The 16,144-nt window shown below is 65.7% G+C and carries 16 protein-coding genes and 2 riboswitches; of the genes, 10 read left to right on the forward strand and 6 right to left on the reverse strand.

Annotated elements, in window-relative coordinates; all coding sequences use genetic code 11:
* The first annotated feature begins 5 nt into the window (after window positions 1-5).
* From glmU to gcvPB, 6 genes are all read left to right on the forward strand, one after another.
* Complete coding sequence (gene glmU / locus O6X71_RS00415; protein WP_353463945.1) at window positions 6-1,400, forward strand: bifunctional UDP-N-acetylglucosamine diphosphorylase/glucosamine-1-phosphate N-acetyltransferase GlmU; 1,395 nt, start codon at window positions 6-8, stop codon at window positions 1,398-1,400.
* 26 nt (window positions 1,401-1,426) lie between these two features.
* Window positions 1,427-3,250, forward strand: coding sequence for a glutamine--fructose-6-phosphate transaminase (isomerizing) (gene glmS, locus O6X71_RS00420; protein ID WP_353463947.1), 1,824 nt, complete (start codon window positions 1,427-1,429; stop codon window positions 3,248-3,250).
* A 194-nt stretch (window positions 3,251-3,444) separates the two neighbouring features.
* Window positions 3,445-3,548, forward strand: a riboswitch (glycine riboswitch).
* A riboswitch (glycine riboswitch) is annotated at window positions 3,549-3,655 on the forward strand. It abuts the riboswitch before it with no gap.
* Window positions 3,656-3,702: 47 nt separating this feature from the next.
* A complete protein-coding gene (gene gcvT / locus O6X71_RS00425) occupies window positions 3,703-4,935 on the forward strand; it encodes a glycine cleavage system aminomethyltransferase GcvT (protein WP_353463949.1) in 1,233 nt (410 codons plus the stop codon).
* Between the two features lies 1 nt (window position 4,936).
* The gene (gcvH, locus tag O6X71_RS00430) at window positions 4,937-5,308 is read left to right on the forward strand and encodes a glycine cleavage system protein GcvH (protein ID WP_132735659.1); all 372 of its coding nucleotides are present in this window, start codon (window positions 4,937-4,939) and stop codon (window positions 5,306-5,308) included.
* Between the two features lie 132 nt (window positions 5,309-5,440).
* Window positions 5,441-6,811 carry an aminomethyl-transferring glycine dehydrogenase subunit GcvPA gene (gcvPA, locus tag O6X71_RS00435; RefSeq protein WP_353463951.1) on the forward strand — a complete coding sequence of 457 codons (1,371 nt, stop codon included), beginning with the start codon at window positions 5,441-5,443 and terminating at the stop codon, window positions 6,809-6,811.
* Window positions 6,812-6,950: 139 nt separating this feature from the next.
* Complete coding sequence (gene gcvPB / locus O6X71_RS00440; protein ID WP_353463953.1) at window positions 6,951-8,525, forward strand: aminomethyl-transferring glycine dehydrogenase subunit GcvPB; 1,575 nt, start codon at window positions 6,951-6,953, stop codon at window positions 8,523-8,525.
* A 4-nt stretch (window positions 8,526-8,529) separates the two neighbouring features.
* On the opposite strand, the gene O6X71_RS00445 is transcribed toward gcvPB, so the two are convergent.
* A complete protein-coding gene (locus tag O6X71_RS00445) occupies window positions 8,530-8,715 on the reverse strand; it encodes a hypothetical protein (RefSeq protein ID WP_353463955.1) in 186 nt (61 codons plus the stop codon).
* Between the two features lie 66 nt (window positions 8,716-8,781).
* Between O6X71_RS00445 and O6X71_RS00450 the strand changes: the two genes are divergently transcribed.
* Complete coding sequence (locus O6X71_RS00450) at window positions 8,782-9,294, forward strand: CcdC protein domain-containing protein (RefSeq protein WP_353463957.1); 513 nt, start codon at window positions 8,782-8,784, stop codon at window positions 9,292-9,294.
* A 154-nt stretch (window positions 9,295-9,448) separates the two neighbouring features.
* Here the strand turns inward: O6X71_RS00450 and O6X71_RS00455 are convergent, their stop codons facing one another.
* Complete coding sequence (locus O6X71_RS00455) at window positions 9,449-10,345, reverse strand: DMT family transporter (RefSeq protein WP_353463959.1); 897 nt, start codon at window positions 10,343-10,345, stop codon at window positions 9,449-9,451.
* A gap of 85 nt (window positions 10,346-10,430) precedes the next feature.
* On the opposite strand from O6X71_RS00455, the gene O6X71_RS00460 reads away from it, so the two are divergent.
* Together O6X71_RS00460 and O6X71_RS00465 are read left to right on the forward strand one after the other, a co-directional pair.
* Window positions 10,431-11,966: an aminoacyl--tRNA ligase-related protein gene (locus O6X71_RS00460; protein ID WP_353463961.1), complete on the forward strand. Its 1,536-nt coding sequence runs from the start codon at window positions 10,431-10,433 to the stop codon at window positions 11,964-11,966.
* Between the two features lie 186 nt (window positions 11,967-12,152).
* Complete coding sequence (locus O6X71_RS00465; protein WP_353465022.1) at window positions 12,153-12,509, forward strand: VOC family protein; 357 nt, start codon at window positions 12,153-12,155, stop codon at window positions 12,507-12,509.
* Window positions 12,510-12,630: 121 nt separating this feature from the next.
* On the opposite strand, the gene O6X71_RS00470 is transcribed toward O6X71_RS00465, so the two are convergent.
* From O6X71_RS00470 to O6X71_RS00480, 3 genes are read right to left on the reverse strand one after another with little or no spacing between them, the layout of a single operon-like run.
* The gene (locus O6X71_RS00470; protein ID WP_353463968.1) at window positions 12,631-13,380 is read right to left on the reverse strand and encodes a carbon-nitrogen hydrolase family protein; all 750 of its coding nucleotides are present in this window, start codon (window positions 13,378-13,380) and stop codon (window positions 12,631-12,633) included.
* On the reverse strand, window positions 13,367-14,431 hold the full coding sequence (locus O6X71_RS00475) for a PA0069 family radical SAM protein (RefSeq protein ID WP_353463970.1): 1,065 nt from the start codon (window positions 14,429-14,431) through the stop codon (window positions 13,367-13,369). Before O6X71_RS00475 ends, O6X71_RS00470 begins: the two co-directional genes overlap by 14 nt.
* Window positions 14,432-14,474: 43 nt before the next feature.
* Window positions 14,475-15,170 (reverse strand): outer membrane protein, encoded by a 696-nt coding sequence (locus O6X71_RS00480; RefSeq protein WP_353463972.1) that lies wholly within the window; start codon window positions 15,168-15,170, stop codon window positions 14,475-14,477.
* 166 nt (window positions 15,171-15,336) lie between these two features.
* Between O6X71_RS00480 and O6X71_RS00485 the strand changes: the two genes are divergently transcribed.
* Entirely contained in the window at window positions 15,337-15,519 is a 183-nt protein-coding gene (locus O6X71_RS00485; RefSeq protein ID WP_353463974.1) for a hypothetical protein, read from the forward strand.
* A 62-nt stretch (window positions 15,520-15,581) separates the two neighbouring features.
* Here the strand turns inward: O6X71_RS00485 and O6X71_RS00490 are convergent, their stop codons facing one another.
* A complete protein-coding gene (locus O6X71_RS00490) occupies window positions 15,582-15,830 on the reverse strand; it encodes a hypothetical protein (protein ID WP_353463976.1) in 249 nt (82 codons plus the stop codon).
* Window positions 15,831-16,144 lie beyond the last annotated feature (314 nt).

Genomic DNA, 16,144 nt, shown 5'->3' on the forward strand with positions numbered 1-16,144 from the left:
CTTCCATGACGACGCATTCCATCGACCAACCGATTCCAGCCCACCCCATCGCAGTCGTGATCCTCGCCGCCGGCAAGGGTACGCGGATGAAATCCGATCTTCACAAGGTGCTTCACCCGATCGCTGGCCGACCGATGCTGCTACATCTCGTCGCAAGCGCGGCGGCGTTGCAGCCGGCGAAGACCGTCGTCGTGACAGGGGCAGGGCGGGAACAGGTCGAGGCGGCGGTGGCGCCGCTTGGGATTGCCACTGCGCTCCAGGCGGAGCAACTCGGCACCGGCCACGCGGTCGCGCAGGCACGCGAGGCGCTGGCCGGGTTCGAGGGCGACGTCCTGGTCCTCTACGGCGATGTACCGCTGGTCGCTGCCGCGACGATGCAGCGGATGATCGACCGGTTGCACGGCGACGACATGCCCGCCGTCGTCGTGCTCGGCTTTCGCCCGAAAAACCCTGGCGCCTATGGTCGCGTGATCGCCGATGCCGCGGGCCGGATGGACCGGATCGTCGAGTATAAGGACGCGTCGGAGGCGGAACGGGCGGTGACGTTGTGTAACTCCGGGCTGATGGCGGTGCACTCGACCGACCTGTTCGCGCTGCTCGACCGGCTCGGCAACGACAATGCGGCGGGCGAATATTACCTCACCGATATTGTCGGCCTGGCAGGGGCCGACGGCCGTTCATCCGCCGTCATCGAAACCGGCGCGGACGAGGTCGCCGGCGTCAACAGCCGCGGCGAACTCGCCAGCGTCGAAGGCGCATGGCAGGCAACGCGTCGCGCGCAGGCGATGGCCGACGGCGTCACGCTGATCGCGCCCGATACGGTCTGGTTCTCGCATGACACGGTCCTCGGCCGCGACGTCGTCATCGAGCCCAACGTCGTGTTCGGCCCCGGCGCGCGCATCGCTGATGGCGCGACGATCCACGCGTTCAGCCACATCGAGGGCGCCTCGGTCGGCAAGGGTGCGAACGTTGGTCCGTTCGCCCGCCTCCGCCCCGGCGCGGACCTGCATGCGGACGCCAAGGTCGGCAATTTCGTCGAGATCAAGAAGGCGGTCATCGGCGAAGGCGCGAAGGTCAGCCACCTCACCTATATCGGCGACGCGGATATCGGCGCGGGCGCGAACATTGGCGCTGGCACGATCACCTGCAACTATGACGGCTATTTCAAATACCGCACCGTGATCGGCGCGGGCGCATTCATCGGCTCGAACTCGGCGCTGGTCGCACCCGTCACGGTCGGTGCAGGCGCGATCGTTGCAGCGGGATCGGTTCTGACAGAAGACGTCGAGGCCGATGCCCTTGCGCTGGTCCGCCCGCCGCAAACCGCGAGGGCCGGCTGGGCCAAGCGCTTTCGCGACGGCATGATCGCGCGTAAGGCCGCGCAGGCAAGCGGCAAGTAAGACCCGTTCCACGGAGTATGATGTAAATGTGTGGTATCGTTGGAATCCTGAGCGGCGAGGATGTTGCCGGTCGTCTCCTGGATGGCCTGAAGCGGCTAGAATATCGCGGCTATGATTCGGCTGGCATCGCGACCGACAATGACGGCGCGATCGAGCGGCGTCGTGCGTCGGGCAAGCTGGTCAATCTGGCGAACGAACTCGCCGCGCATCCGTTGCCTGGCAAGACCGGTATCGCGCATACGCGTTGGGCGACGCATGGCGGCCCGACGACCAACAACGCGCACCCGCATGCGACCGGCGAGGTCGCGGTGGTCCACAACGGCATCATCGAGAACTTCAAGCCGCTGCGCGACGAACTCATCGCGCGCGGCCGGACGTTCACCAGCGAGACCGACACCGAAGTCGTCGCCCATCTCGTCAGCGAGAAGGTCGAGGCGGGGATGGACCCCGTGTCGGCGGTCCGCGAGATCCTGCCGCGCCTTCACGGTGCTTTCGCGCTCGCCATCCTGTTCCGCCAGCATCCCGATCTCCTGATCGGTGCGCGGCTCGGCTCGCCTCTGGTCGTCGGCCACGGTGAAGGCGAGATGTATCTTGGCTCCGACGCACTGGCGCTCGCCCCGCTGACGCAGCGTATTGCCTACCTCGACGAGGGCGACTGGGTCGTCCTGACCCGCGACGGCGCGCAGGTCTATGACCGCGACAACGCGCCCGTGGAGCGCGCCATCACGATCTCGGGCATCACCGGCGACGTGATCTCGAAGGGTAACCACAAGCATTACATGCTCAAGGAAATCTACGAGCAGCCGATCGTCGTCGCACAGACGCTGCGCTCGTATCTGAAGCGGATGGAAGGCGAGATCACGCTGCCGATCCCCGAGTTCGACCTGTCGACGATCAAGCGCGTCACGATCGTTGCGTGCGGGACGAGCTTCTACGCGGGCATGGTCGCCAAATACTGGTTCGAGCAGTTCGCGCGCGTCCCCGTCGACCTCGATGTCGCGTCGGAATTCCGCTACCGAGAGCCGGTGATGGAGGAGGGCGGCCTCGCTCTCTTCATCTCGCAGTCGGGCGAGACCGCGGACACGCTCGCGGCGCTGCGCCACGCCAAGGCCGAAGGCCAGAAGATCGCGGTCGTCGTCAACGTGCCGACCAGCACGATGGCGCGCGAGGCCGACCTTCTGTTGCCGACCCATGCGGGGCCTGAAATCGGCGTGGCATCGACCAAGGCGTTCACCTGCCAGTTGGCGGTTCTCGCGGCACTCGCGGCCAATCTGGCGCATGCCAAGGGTCTGCTGACCAAGGATCAGGAGCGCGAGATCGTCCGCCACCTCGCCGAGGCGCCTGCTGCGCTCAACGGCGCGCTGGCGTATGACGAGGCGATCGAGGCGATGGCGCACAAGATCGCGGGCGCGCGCGACGTGCTGTATCTGGGCCGCGGGACCGATTACCCGCTGGCGCTCGAAGGCGCGCTCAAGCTGAAGGAAATCAGCTATATCCACGCCGAGGGCTATGCGGCCGGCGAGATGAAGCACGGCCCGATCGCATTGATCGACGAGCATGTGCCCGTCATCGTCATCGCGCCTTCAGGCCCGCTGTTCGACAAGACCGTCAGCAACATGCAGGAAGTCATGGCCCGCGGCGGGAAGGTCGTGCTGATCTCGGATTACGACGGCATCCAGGCCGCCGGCGAAGGCTGCATGGCGACGATCACCATGCCCAAGGTCCACCCGCTGATTGCGCCGCTGGTCTATGCGGTACCGGTGCAGCTGCTCGCGTATCATGTGGCGGTGCTCAAGGGCACGGACGTCGACCAGCCGCGAAACCTGGCGAAGAGCGTGACCGTCGAATAGCTTTCGCGAAAGGGAGCTCTCCCTTTCTAGTTCCCCCGCGAAGGCGGGGGCCCAGGACCACAAACGATACCGTATGTAACCCTGGGCTCCCGCCTCCGCGGGAGAACAAGAAGTTGGCGAAGAACCCAAACCCTCGATTGACTAAGATTGTGCGCCGCGTCACAACTCGCGGCGTCGATGTCGGGAAACCGGCATGGCACCGCGCGGGAGAGCGTTTCCGGTCCTTTGAGGGTTGATGGAACCGCCGAAGGAGCAACCACCCCGGAATCTCTCAGGCACCAGAGACCGCGCGAGGCTGATCGACACTCTGGAAAGCGTCCTGGCGTAAGTCGAGGGCCACCGAAGGGGTAAGCGCTGGACATATCCCGCGCGAAAGCTCTCAGGTCCCGTGACAGAGGGGGTTCGGATCGTTGCACCCATTGGTGCCGCGCGCCCCTTCGACGGAGACGACCATGAGCGATTACGCCAGCATCATCGATCAAGCCGACGATTACGTTGAGCCCGAGATCCTGCCATTGCCGCTCGGCGCATGGCACCGCGCACAAGGCGCGCGGATGGTCGAGTTCGCCGGCTACGAGATGCCGATCCAGTATGAAGGCATCATGGCCGAACACGCCTGGACGCGCGACTCGGCGGGGCTGTTCGACGTCAGCCACATGGGCCAGCTCGTCTTCTCCGGCGAAGGCGTCGCACACGCGCTCGAAACCGTCCTGCCGGGCGACATTGCGGGCTTGGGTGAAGGCAAGATGCGCTACTCGCTGCTGCTCGCACAGGACGGCGGCATCCTCGACGACCTGATGGCCACGCGCCTCCCCGACGATCAGCCATCGCCGTTCTCCGCGGCCGAAGTCGAGCCCGAGGCGTACGACCCGCTCCACCCGTCGCCGACCGCAAGCGGCAGCTTCTACGTCGTCGTCAACGGCGCGACCAAATATGACGACATCAGCTATCTGATCGAGCATCTGCCCGACGACGTCACGATCAACATCCTCGAAGACCAGGCGCTGCTCGCGGTGCAGGGCCCGAAAGCGGTCGAGGCAGTCGCGCGGATCGTCCCCGGTATCGACGGCCTCGTGTTCATGACCGCCGGCGCGTTCCACTGGAACGACGTGCCGCTCTGGATCAGTCGCTCGGGTTACACCGGCGAAGACGGCGTCGAGATCTCGCTCCCCGCCGAACACGCGGTAGCGTTTGCCGACGCCTTGCTCGCGCTCGCAGAGATCAAGCCGATCGGCCTCGGCGCGCGCGACTCGCTGCGTCTCGAAGCCGGCTTGCCGCTCTACGGCCACGACCTCGATCCCGAGATCACGCCGGTGATGGCCGACCTCGGCTTCGCGCTATCGAAGCGTCGCCGCGAAGCCGCCGACTTCCCCGGCGCCGAGCGTATCCTCACCCAGCGCGAACACGGCCCCGCCACCAAGCGCGTCGGCCTGATCGTCGAGGGCCGCCAGCCCGCGCGCGAAGGCGCCGAGGTGATCGACGATACCGGCGCGACGATCGGCCGCCTCACCAGCGGAGGCTTCGCGCCCACGCTCGGGAAGCCGATCGCGATGGCCTATGTGCCGCTCGCGCTCGCCGCCCCCGGCACCCGCATTGAGATCGCGCAACGCGGCAAGGTCCACACCGCCACCGTTACCGCGATGCCCTTCATTCCCCACCGCTACGTCCGCGCAGGAGCCAAGTGATATGAGCCGTTACTTCACGCAGGATCATGAATGGGTCGACGTCGACGGTGATGTCGGCACCGTCGGTATCTCCGAATACGCGCAGAGCCAGCTCGGCGATGTCGTGTTCGTCGACGTCCCCGAAGCCGGCAAGACGCTCAGCAAGGGCGACGAGGCCGCAGTCGTCGAGTCGGTCAAGGCCGCGTCGGACGTCTATTCGCCGGTCTCGGGCACCGTCACCGAGGGCAACGCAGCGCTCACCGACGATTCCAGCCTGGTGAACTCGGACGCCGAAGCGGCCGGCTGGTTCTTCAAGCTGACGCTCAGCGACCCGAGCGAACTCGACAGCCTGATGGACGAAGCCGCCTACGCAGCCTTCGTCGAAGGGCTGTAATTTCTAGAACCCCCTCCCGCTAGCGGGAGGGGGCAGGGGGTGGGCGCGCGCTCACCTCCAGCGTTCCGCCCGCAATAGGCCGGGCGCCCACCCCCGACCCCTCCCGCATGCGGGAGGGGGGAGTTGATGCCGATGCGCTACCTTCCCCTGACCCAGCCCGACCGCCAGGCGATGCTCGCCGTCATCGGCGCCGCGACCATCGACGACCTCTTCGTCGACGTCCCCGAAGCCGCGCGCCTCGACGGCCCGGTCCGCGACCTCCCGATGCACGCGTCCGAAATGGCGGTCGAACGCCACATGTCGGCACTCGCCAAGAAAAACCTCACCGCCGGCGAAGCGCCGTTCTTCCTCGGCTGTGGCGCCTACAAGCATCACGTTCCCGCGTCGGTCGATCACCTGATCCAGCGCGGCGAATTCCTCACCGCTTATACGCCGTACCAGCCCGAAATCGCGCAGGGCACGCTGCAGATGCTGTTCGAGTTCCAGACTCAGGTCGCTCGACTGCTCGGCACCGACGTCGCCAACGCCTCGATGTACGACGGCTCGACCGCGTGCTGGGAAGCGATCGTCATGGCGCGCCGCATCACCAAGCGGGGCAGGGCGATCCTGTCGTCGGGTCTCCACCCGCATTACGTCTCGGTCGCGAACACGATGGCCAAGTTCACCGGCGACGTGCTCGACACGACCGCGCCCGAATTGGTCGCCGACATGGATCTCGACCAGCTGATCGCGAAGATCGACGACGATACGTCGTGCGTCGTCGTCCAGTATCCCGACATCCTCGGCCGCATCGCCGACCTGCGCCCGCTTGCGGACGCGTGCCACGCGAAGAAGGCGCTGCTGATCGCGGTCGTCACCGAGCCGGTCGCCTTGGGCGCGATCACCTCGCCCGGCGAGATGGACGCGGACATCGTCGTCGGCGAAGGCCAGTCGCTGGGCGTCGGCCTCCAGTTCGGCGGGCCTTATGTCGGCCTGTTCGGCTGCAAGGACAAATACGTCCGCCAGATGCCCGGCCGTCTCTGCGGCGAGACCGTCGATTCCGACGGCCGCCGCGGTTTCGTCCTCACGCTGTCGACCCGCGAGCAGCACATCCGCCGCGAAAAGGCGACGTCGAACATCTGCACCAACTCCGGCCTCTGCGCGCTGGCCTTCTCGATCCACATGACGCTGCTCGGCGAAGCCGGTCTGCGCCGCCTTGCGGGGGTGAACCATGCGGGTGCGGTCCATGCCGCGCGTCGACTGGCGAAGGTGCCGGGGGTCGAGCTGCTTAACACGCACTTCTTCAACGAATTCACGCTGAAGCTCCCCGTCGAAGCCCGCCCGGTCGTCCGCACTCTGGCCGACCGCGGCATCCTAGCGGGCGTCTCGCTGGGCCGGCTCTATCCCGGCAATGACGACCTCGCCAACGGCTTGGTCGTCGCGGTGACCGAGACGACCACGGCGGAGGACGTCGAAACGCTTGCGTTCGCCCTATCCACCGTCCTTGGGGAGATACTGGCATGAACGTTCGTTTTACCCCGTTCGTGCCGAGTAGAGACCGAGCCTGTCGAGGGCTCGTATCGAGGTACATGTCTCTCGATACAGCATCTCGACAAGCTCGATGCTTACTCGAGACGAACGGAATGGGTTGGGAGATACTGGCATGAGCATCAACCAGAGCGGCTGGCGCCCTACGGCTCCCGAGGCGAGCACCGGCGGCGTTCCCGCAAGCGTCACCGGCAACAAGGCGCTGATGCTGGAGGAAGCGCTGATCTTCGAGATCGGCGACGCGAAGACGACGGGTGTCGACTTCGGCGAAGGCGACGTCGCGCACGACATGCTCGGCGATCTGACGCGCAAGGCGCCCATCGGCCTCCCAGGTCTCTCCGAGCCCGAAACCGTCCGCCACTACACCCGCCTCTCGCGCCAGAATTACGGCATCGACCTCGGCTTCTTCCCGCTCGGCTCGTGCACTATGAAGCACAACCCGCGCCTCAACGAGAAGATGGCGCGGCTGCCCGGGTTCTCCGACGTCCACCCGCTCCAGCCGGTCGACACGGTGCAGGGCGCATTGGAGGTCATCCACCAGCTCGCCCACTGGCTCGTCACGCTCACCGGCATGACCTCGGTCGCGATGAGCCCCAAGGCGGGCGCGCACGGCGAACTTTGCGGCATCCTCGCGATCCGCGCCGCACTCGAAGCCAAGGGCGAAGGCGCGCGGAAAATCATCCTCGTTCCCGAGAGCGCACACGGCACCAACCCCGCCACCGCCGCGTTCGCCGGCTATAGCGTCGAGGATATCCCCGCCACCGCCGAGGGCCGCGTCGACACCGCCGCGCTGAAGGCCCGGCTCGGCCCCGACGTCGCCGGCGTGATGATCACCAACCCCAACACCTGCGGCCTGTTCGAGCGCGACATGCGCGAGATCTCCGACGCGGTGCACGCGGCGGGCGGCTTCGTCTATTGCGACGGCGCGAACTTCAACGCGATCGTCGGTCGCGTGCGGCCGGGCGATCTCGGCATCGACGCGATGCACATCAACCTGCACAAGACCTTCTCGACCCCCCACGGCGGCGGCGGCCCAGGCTCGGGCCCGGTGGTGTTCTCGGAGGCCCTGACTCCCTACGCGCCGCTTCCATTCGTCGAGAACCAGGACGGCCAGTTCGTCCTCGTCGAGGAAGAAACCGCAGGCGAACACCATGCCGGCAGCTTCGGCCGCATGGTCGCGTTCCACGGCCAGATGGGCATGTTCACGCGCGCGCTGACCTACATCCTCAGCCACGGCGCGGACGGTCTGCGCCAGGTGTCCGAGGATGCGGTGCTCAACGCGAACTACATACTGCGCAGCCTCGACGACACGCTCGACGCACCGTTCGGCCCGTCGGGTCCGTGCATGCACGAGGCGCTGTTCTCGGACTCCGGCCTCGCCGCCGGCTTCTCGACGATCGACATCGCCAAGGGCCTGATCGACGAGGGCTTCCACCCGATGACGATGTATTTCCCGCTCGTCGTCCACGGCGCGATGCTGGTCGAACCGACCGAGACCGAATCGAAAGCGGCACTCGACCAGTTCATCGCCGCACTCCGCTCGGTCGCCGAACGCGCCAAGGCCGGCGACCCCAGCCTCAAGACCGCCCCGCACTTCGCCCCCCGCGCGCGCCTCGACGAGACTCTCGCGGCACGCAAACCGGTACTGGTCTGGAAGGACCCGGCTCCGCTGGCGCAGGCAGCGGAGTAGGGGCCTAATCGAGCGGCGCCTCGGCACCACCCATCGACGGCATCGGCGTCGGATCGGGCGTGGCCGGGGCTGCTGCGGTGCCGTCTTCGTCGGGCTTGCGAGGACCGGGGCGCCTCTTGCCGCCGCGCTTCTCGGCCCAAAGTCGCAGGCGTAAGCTACATTGACGTGCGCTGAGCGTAAGATCGAACACGGACTTTACTCCTGCTGTCTTATCGCCATACTACACCAGTATGTGGTTATGACCTAGGGGGAAGTGGTGCAGGCGCACGAAGCACAAGGCTGGATCAGCTACGCGATCACCGCGGTCGTCATCGGCATAGTCTTCGCGGTCCGCTGGCGCCGCATGAGTATCGTAAAGCCGCTCAAGCTCGAACGCCTCTGGATATTCCCCACGATCTACGCCGCGGTCACGCTCTATATGTTCGTCATGTACCCGCCGCACGGCCTTGCGTGGCTGTTCTGCGCGCTGGCCCTGGTCATGGGCGCGGCACTGGGCTGGCAACGTGGCAAGCTCATGCGGATCACGATTGCCCCCGACAGCCACGCACTCAACACGACGTCTTCCCCGGCAGCGGTTCTGTTCATCGTCGCGATCGTCGCAGTCCGCACCGGCGCGCGCGCCGTCATCGGCGACGGCCACGCCCTCCACCTAGACGCCTTTGCCATTACCGACATGCTGGTCGCGTTGGCGCTAGGCCTGTTCAGCACCCAACGCATCGAAATGTACCTCCGCGCCAAACGGATGCTCGAAACGGCCCGCGTCCGCTAACCCACCGCTACCGTACGATCCTCCCCCGCAAGGGGGAGGTGGCTGGCGCTTGCCAGACGGAGGGGGAGGAAAGGAAAACCGCTGTTGTCGCGTCCTCCCCCTCCGATACCTTCGACGCCCCCCCCCCTGGCGGGGGAGGATCGAGGGGACGCCATCAAGCGATCGCCTGCTCCGTCTCTTCCCGCCGCCGCACGTGCTCGCGCCACACGATATACAACCCGCTCGCCACGATGACCGGCGCCCCGACCCAGGTGGCCTCCGCCGGCAGCGTGTCGAACACCAGCCACCCCAGCAGCGTCGCCCAGAGCAAACTCGAATAATCCATCGGCACCACCACCGACACCGGCCCAAGCCGCAACGACGTCGTCATCGCGATCTGCGCCAGTCCCCCGAATATCCCGACGCTCGCTAGGCAAATCCACGCGACCAGATCATGCGACTGCGCCGCCCGCCCATAGAAGACCGACAACGGAATCAGCGATAGAGCCGAGAACCAGAACACCGTCGTCAGCGCGCTCTCGGTCTTGCCGATCTGCCGCAACAGGATCGACACGCTCGCCGTCCCGAACGCCCCCGCCAGCGCACAGCCGGCGCCCCATAACGGAAAGTGATCGCCGCTTCCGGGCTGTGCGACGATCAACACGCCCGCGAACCCGGTCGCGACCGCCGCCCAGCGATGCCACCCGGTCGGCTCGCGCAACACCAGCGCCCCCAGGATCGTCGCGAACACCGGCACCGTGAACCCGATCGTCGTTGCCTCCGCGAGCGGCAACGCGACGATTCCGTTGAAGGTAAATGCCATCGCCGACAGCCCGACGATCGCGCGGACGATGTGCGCGGGCAGCCGCTTGGTAGCCACCGAAGGCAGGCCCGGCCCGGCAAGGATAACCCCTGACACGAGCAGACACGCGCCGAACTGCCGGAAGAACAGGATCTCCGACACACTGGCACCGTGCCGCTCGGCCAGCTTGATCGCGGTGTTCATCAGCGCGAAGATCACGACCGACAGCAACCGCATGCCGATGGCGGGAAGGATGCGGTCGGTGGGCATGCGCGACCCCTACGCAAACCACCGCCGCGTCGCCACCCCGCAACTGATACGTGACGAAGCGCCGCGTTCGCGATAAGCGCACTCCATGATAAAGCGCGCACTCCCCGTCACCCGCGAGGCGGATTTCTCCGCCTGGTACCAGGCCGTCATCTCCGAGGCCGATCTCGCCGAGGAATCCGGCGTCCGCGGCTGCATGGTCATCCGCCCGTGGGGCTACGGCATCTGGGAGCGCATCCAGCGCCTGCTCGACGACCGGATCAAGGTGACCGGTCACGAGAACTGCTATTTCCCGCTCTTCATCCCGCTCTCGTATTTCGAGAAGGAGGCCGAGCACGTCGACGGGTTCGCCAAGGAAATGGCCGTGGTCACGCACCACCGGCTCAAGGCCGACGGCTATGGCCGCCTGATCCCCGATCCCGACGCCAAGCTTGAGGAGCCGCTCGTCGTCCGTCCGACCTCCGAAATGGTCATCGGCGCTGCTTTCGCGCGCTGGGTCCAGTCGTGGCGCGATCTGCCCGTGCTGATCAACCAATGGGCCAACGTCGTCCGCTGGGAAATGCGCACCCGCATGTTCCTGCGCACCAGCGAGTTCCTCTGGCAGGAAGGCCACACCGCGCACGCCACCGCCGGCGAAGCGCGCGACGAGACGCTGAAGATGCTCGAAGTCTATCGCGATTTCGCGGAGGAATGCCTCGGCGTCCACGTGATCGCCGGCGAGAAGCCCGAGAACGAGCGCTTCCCCGGCGCGGTCGCGACCTATTCGATCGAGGCGATGATGCAGGACGGCAAGGCGTTGCAAGCCGGTACCTCGCATTTCCTCGGCACCAATTTCGCGTCGGCGCAGAACATCCGCTTCCAGAATGCGGGCGGCGAGTTCGAGCTGTGCAACACGACCAGCTGGGGCGTGTCGACGCGGATGATCGGCGCGGTCATCATGGTCCACGGCGACGACGACGGTCTGCGCGTGCCGCCGATGATCGCGCCGTGGCAGGTGGTCATCGTGCCGATGCTGCGCGACGTCCCCGAGGACGCGGCGATCGTCGAATACTGCAAGACGCTCCAGGCCGAACTCGCCAAGCAGTCCGCGCTCGGCGAACCGGTCCGCGCGCTGCTCGACCTCAAGCCCGCCAAGGCCGCGACCAAGCGCTGGGGCTGGGTCAAGAAGGGGGCCCCGATCGTGATCGAGGTCGGCGGCCGCGACATGGCCGGCGGCAACGTCACCGTGATCCGCCGCGACCGCCTCTACCGTGAGGACGGCAAGCTCGACAGCGTCGCCACGCCGCGCGACGCGTTCGTTGGCGACGTCTCGGGCATGCTGCACGACATCCAGGCGACGCTCCACGTCGAGTCGATGAACCGCGTGAAGGGCAACATCGTCCCCGCGAACGACTTCGCCGCAGTCGAGGCGCATTTTGCGGACGGCGTGAAGAACCCCGGCTGGGTCGACGTCCGCTGGTCGAAGCCGACGGGGGCGGCACTCGACAAGGTCGTCGAGCGTCTCAAGGCGCTCAAGCTCACCATCCGCAACGCACCGATGGGGCAAACCGGGTGCGACGATGGCGCATGCATCTTTACCGGCGAACCCGCGGTGGAACGCATCCTGATCGGCCGCGCCTACTAGGCGCGCTGATCGGCTACGGCCGAAGGCAGGTCCAGGGGCTCGACCGAAGTAAGGGGCGGGGTGCCGAAACGGCCCGGATACCCAGTGCTACGGAGCAACCGAAACGGACCGGTCTGTCGGCTGCGTCGCGGTGCTTCGTGAGGTATCATCGCGTCGGCTTTGAGCAACGCGACCTTGGGGGCAGGTATGAGCGTGACGGGGATCGGCGGGTTCTTCTTCCGGGCAAAGGACCCGGAGGCGATACGCGCCTGGTATGTCGAGCATCTCGGCGTCGGGTCGGTGCCATATGGATCGTGGGAGACGCAGGCAGGTCCCAGCGTGTTCGCGCCGTTCGCGGTCGACGCCGACTATTTCGCTGCGGATCGCCCCTGGATGCTCAATCTGCGCGTCGACGACATCGACGGCCTGATCGCGACGCTCCGCGCGGCCGGAATCGCGGTAGTCACCAATCCCGAATGGGACATGCCCGGCTTCGGCCGCTTCGCCCGCATACATGATCCCGAAGACAACCCGATCGAACTCTGGCAACCCGATCCTGCGTGATGAACCCCATTGATACTTGGTCTGGTACGCGGGAGTAAGTCGCTGTCCGGACGAGGATGGGTTTCAGTCGAACCTCGCTCTATCATGCCTGTCATCGGTCGCGAGCGAACGGTAAACCCGGTCATGGCACGTCGTAGATTGCGACGCCCTCGACGCCTTCCGCCACACGCGCCGCGATCGTGCCATCGGGACGGACGATCATCGTGCAGCCATGGCTCAGCCGCGCGCCGCACGAGCCCGTCACGTCGGCGGACACGATCCAGCACCCCGTCTGCACGGCGCGCGCGCGTAAATTCTCGACGCTGCGCGATCGCCAGCGTGCTGTGGTATCGGGCGGCGGCATGTTGTCGAGTAGATAGCAGATCATCCTCGCGCCCTGGTCGGCCAAACTTCGTGCTGCGTCGGGATGGTTGGCGTCGTTGCAGATGTTGATGCCGTACCGCCCGCCGTCCCGTTCGAAGACCGGGCTTGCGCGCCCCGCGACCACGCCCGGTTCGTTCGGATTCCGCTTGGCATAGCGGCTCACGACGCGACCGCGTTCGATCACGAATGCGCTGTTCGTTACGCCGTCCGCGCGGCGTTCGAAACTGCCGAGGATCACGGTCGTTGCGACCGGTGCGAGTGGAGCGAGGATCGCGCGCCACCGGTCGTCCTCGACATCGATGGCCCGCGCGGCGATCGTCGCCGGATCATAACTGTGCCCCAGCAGATGACATTCGGGGAATACCGCAAGGTCCATGCTCATGTCCGCTCGCGTCAGGTCGTCGACGATCCGCGCGATGACGGCGGCAGCGTCGTCCTCGACCCGCAAGCGCTGGAACGCCGCTATCCGCCCGGCCGCAGCGCAGGGCGATCGGTCAGAACAACTCACCCTGAGGTCCCCGCGGCGCCCGGAACAGGTCGTTCCGTAACGCAACGCGCTCTTGGTTCAGCCCATGTTTGGCGCAGGCGATCCGGAACCGCGTACCCAGCAGGTCGGCCCATGGTCCTTGCCCCTTCATCCGCGTGAAGAAGTTCGGATCATTGTCGCGGCCGCCTCGCAGCGAGGCTATCGTCGCCATCACCTTGCTCGCGCGATCGGGGAAATGCTCGTCGAGCCACGCACGGAACAGCGGTGCGACTTCGAACGGCAGCCTGACGGGGATGAAGAACGCCCGCGTCGCCCCAGCCTCGGCCGCACGCGCGATCAGATGCTCGATCTCGTGATCGGTGATGGCCGGGATCACCGGCGCGATCGACACGTACACCGGTACGCCTGCATCGGCGAGTTTGCGCCCCGCCGCCAGCCGCCGCTCGGGATGTGGCGCACGCGGCTCGACCGTCGACGCGACTTTCGGATCGAGCGAGGTGATCGACATCGCTACCGCCGCGAGGCCCTTGGCTGCCATCGGCGCCAGCAGGTCCAGATCGCGCACCACGCGGTCCGACTTGGTCGTGATCGTCAGCGGATGATCGGTCTCGCTGAGCACTTCGATGATGCTGCGGGTGATCCGCCAGTCGGTCTCGATCGGCTGGTACGGATCGGTATTCGTGCCCAGCGCCATCGGCGCGACGACGTAGCCCGGCTTGCTCAACTCCGCCCGCAACAGCGCGGCTGCCGAGGGCTTGGCGAACAGCTTGCTTTCGAAATCGAGCCCGGGCGACAGGTCGTGAAACGCATGACTCGGCCGCGCGAAACAGTAGATGCAGCCGTGTTCGCATCCTCGATAGGGATTGATCGAGCGGTCGAACGGTACGTCGGGCGAGGCGTTGCGGCTGATGATCGTCCGCGGCGTCTCGACCGTCACCGTCGTCCGCAGCTTCGGCGCGATCCCGTCGATCCCCTCGCGCATGTCAAGCCAGTCGCCATCCGCCTCGGTCTGCGGCAGGTTGAACCGCCGGCTCTCGCTATTCAGCGTCGCACCACGACGGGCCTGTTTCATGGCTTGAAACTAGGTGTTGCCAAGGAACATAGCAAGAACGAAATTAGGAGCGAACGCCGAGCCCCGCTATTACCTGATGCCGGCTGAAATATAGGCTGGCCTTGTCAGTGGCGTCGGTGACCTCGTAGCCGTTATAGTCGGTGTAGACATATTCGAGCTTGCCGTAGAAATTGCGTCCGAACGCGGTCTGCACGCCTGCGCCGGCATGGAAACCGCTCAGATTGTCCGACACGCGGAAATTGTCCTGGGGAAAGTCGCGGTCCGAATAGCCGATGCGGATCTGGCCGTTCGAATAGCCGCCCTTGATGTACAACACCGTGTTGGGGTTCAGCAGGAAGCCGCCGCGTACGCCCGCCGTTAGGTTGCGGCCGGGGGTAAGGCACGTTTCCGTTCCGTTGTCGGGGAAGCACGGCTCGACGCTCGATCCCTCGATGCCGCCATAGACGCTCAGCATCATGTCGGTGTTCACGACCATGTCGTAGCCGAGTTCGCCACCATAAGTGACGCCGCTCTTGCCCTCGCGCACGCTTGCCGAGTCGTCCGCGGTTTCGACGTTCAATTCCGTGATCACGCGGTCGTACCCGATGCGCGGCTCGGCACGGAAGCCGCTGACGCCGTCGGTTGCGCCGTAGCCCGGTCCAGCGTCGCGGCCGAAGTCCTGCCCGGAATCGGACGCGCGAACGCGGGCGCCGCCGGCGTTGCAGCTAGTGCCGCGATAAGCATGAACTTGTACATTCAACGATTTCCCCTTTGGAACGGCCCCCCGGCCGATCCCAAGCCGGGTTCATAGATTCGACGTGCCATCCACATGGTTAATTGGGCGGTGAAACAGTCATTTTCGACTTGTTTCGCACCAGTGCGAATGATCACTCGCGGAGACGCGGCAGAGCGCTTAGGGCAGGGACATGACGGAACAGATCACAACGGTGGAGCGCGCCTTCGAGTTAGCGCGATCGGGCGCGTGCAGCTCGGTCAACGACTTGCGACAACGGCTTCGGCGCGAGGGGTATGACGCAGTGCATCTCCATCTGCACGGCGCTTCGATCAATAAACAGCTCGTCGACCTGATCCACGCCGCGAAAGGCTAAACGTCCGGTCGTGCAATACGTCGTGACGCGGCCCGCAATTCCGGCGAGCCGCGCTACGCCGGTCACTTCTGTGCGAGTTCGGTCGACTTGGGCATGCTCAGTCCGGCTTCCGACCATTGTGCAGCGGTTCGGCAGATTTTTCGATTGATCCGTGTTCCGGTCATAGCGGGTTCGGTCACGCAATATTGTCCGGTCTTCGCGTCGAATTTGAGGACGGTCTTCTGCTGTAGATTGGACGGCGCTGCAAAGGCGGGCGCGCTGGCGACGAGCACGGTGGCGAGGGCTAGGCTCTTCAGGATGATTGAGGTCATGGTGGCGTCCTTCAGTGGTTGAGACGCGCCCGGCTGGGCGGTATCTCGACTACTGCATCGAGCGTGCCAGTTATGTAATACAGCAGCACACAGCGGTGAAGGTGTTCAATTGGCGAGATATTCTCGCCAGTTCATGACACAGCCCAGGTCAGTTCTGACTGGTGGGATGCGCCACAACTTGGCAAAAATTGCCGCAAAATGGGAGGGGCGATCTTCACGTACCCCTCGGTCTTTCGCACGCCAGGCAGGGGCCGCAGCAGCTAGCCGGGGACGGGGGAAGGCAGGGGATTTACCAACACCCCCTAAAACAAAAG

The organism is Sphingomonas faeni, assembly GCF_040407505.1.
GTDB lineage: Bacteria > Pseudomonadota > Alphaproteobacteria > Sphingomonadales > Sphingomonadaceae > Sphingomonas > Sphingomonas faeni_E.

What these genes read in the sequence shown, in the direction of transcription:
- glmU (WP_353463945.1), top strand. Translation starts at nt 6, where the DNA reads ATGACGACGCATTCCATCGACCAACCGATTCCAGCCCACCCCATCGCA.
- glmS (WP_353463947.1), top strand. Translation starts at nt 1,427, where the DNA reads ATGTGTGGTATCGTTGGAATCCTGAGCGGCGAGGATGTTGCCGGTCGT.
- gcvT (WP_353463949.1), top strand. Translation starts at nt 3,703, where the DNA reads ATGAGCGATTACGCCAGCATCATCGATCAAGCCGACGATTACGTTGAG.
- gcvH (WP_132735659.1), top strand. Translation starts at nt 4,937, where the DNA reads ATGAGCCGTTACTTCACGCAGGATCATGAATGGGTCGACGTCGACGGT.
- gcvPA (WP_353463951.1), top strand. Translation starts at nt 5,441, where the DNA reads ATGCGCTACCTTCCCCTGACCCAGCCCGACCGCCAGGCGATGCTCGCC.
- gcvPB (WP_353463953.1), top strand. Translation starts at nt 6,951, where the DNA reads ATGAGCATCAACCAGAGCGGCTGGCGCCCTACGGCTCCCGAGGCGAGC.
- O6X71_RS00455 (WP_353463959.1), bottom strand. Translation starts at nt 10,345, where the DNA reads ATGCCCACCGACCGCATCCTTCCCGCCATCGGCATGCGGTTGCTGTCG.
- O6X71_RS00460 (WP_353463961.1), top strand. Translation starts at nt 10,431, where the DNA reads ATGATAAAGCGCGCACTCCCCGTCACCCGCGAGGCGGATTTCTCCGCC.
- O6X71_RS00465 (WP_353465022.1), top strand. Translation starts at nt 12,153, where the DNA reads ATGAGCGTGACGGGGATCGGCGGGTTCTTCTTCCGGGCAAAGGACCCG.
- O6X71_RS00475 (WP_353463970.1), bottom strand. Translation starts at nt 14,431, where the DNA reads ATGAAACAGGCCCGTCGTGGTGCGACGCTGAATAGCGAGAGCCGGCGG.
- O6X71_RS00485 (WP_353463974.1), top strand. Translation starts at nt 15,337, where the DNA reads ATGACGGAACAGATCACAACGGTGGAGCGCGCCTTCGAGTTAGCGCGA.
- O6X71_RS00490 (WP_353463976.1), bottom strand. Translation starts at nt 15,830, where the DNA reads ATGACCTCAATCATCCTGAAGAGCCTAGCCCTCGCCACCGTGCTCGTC.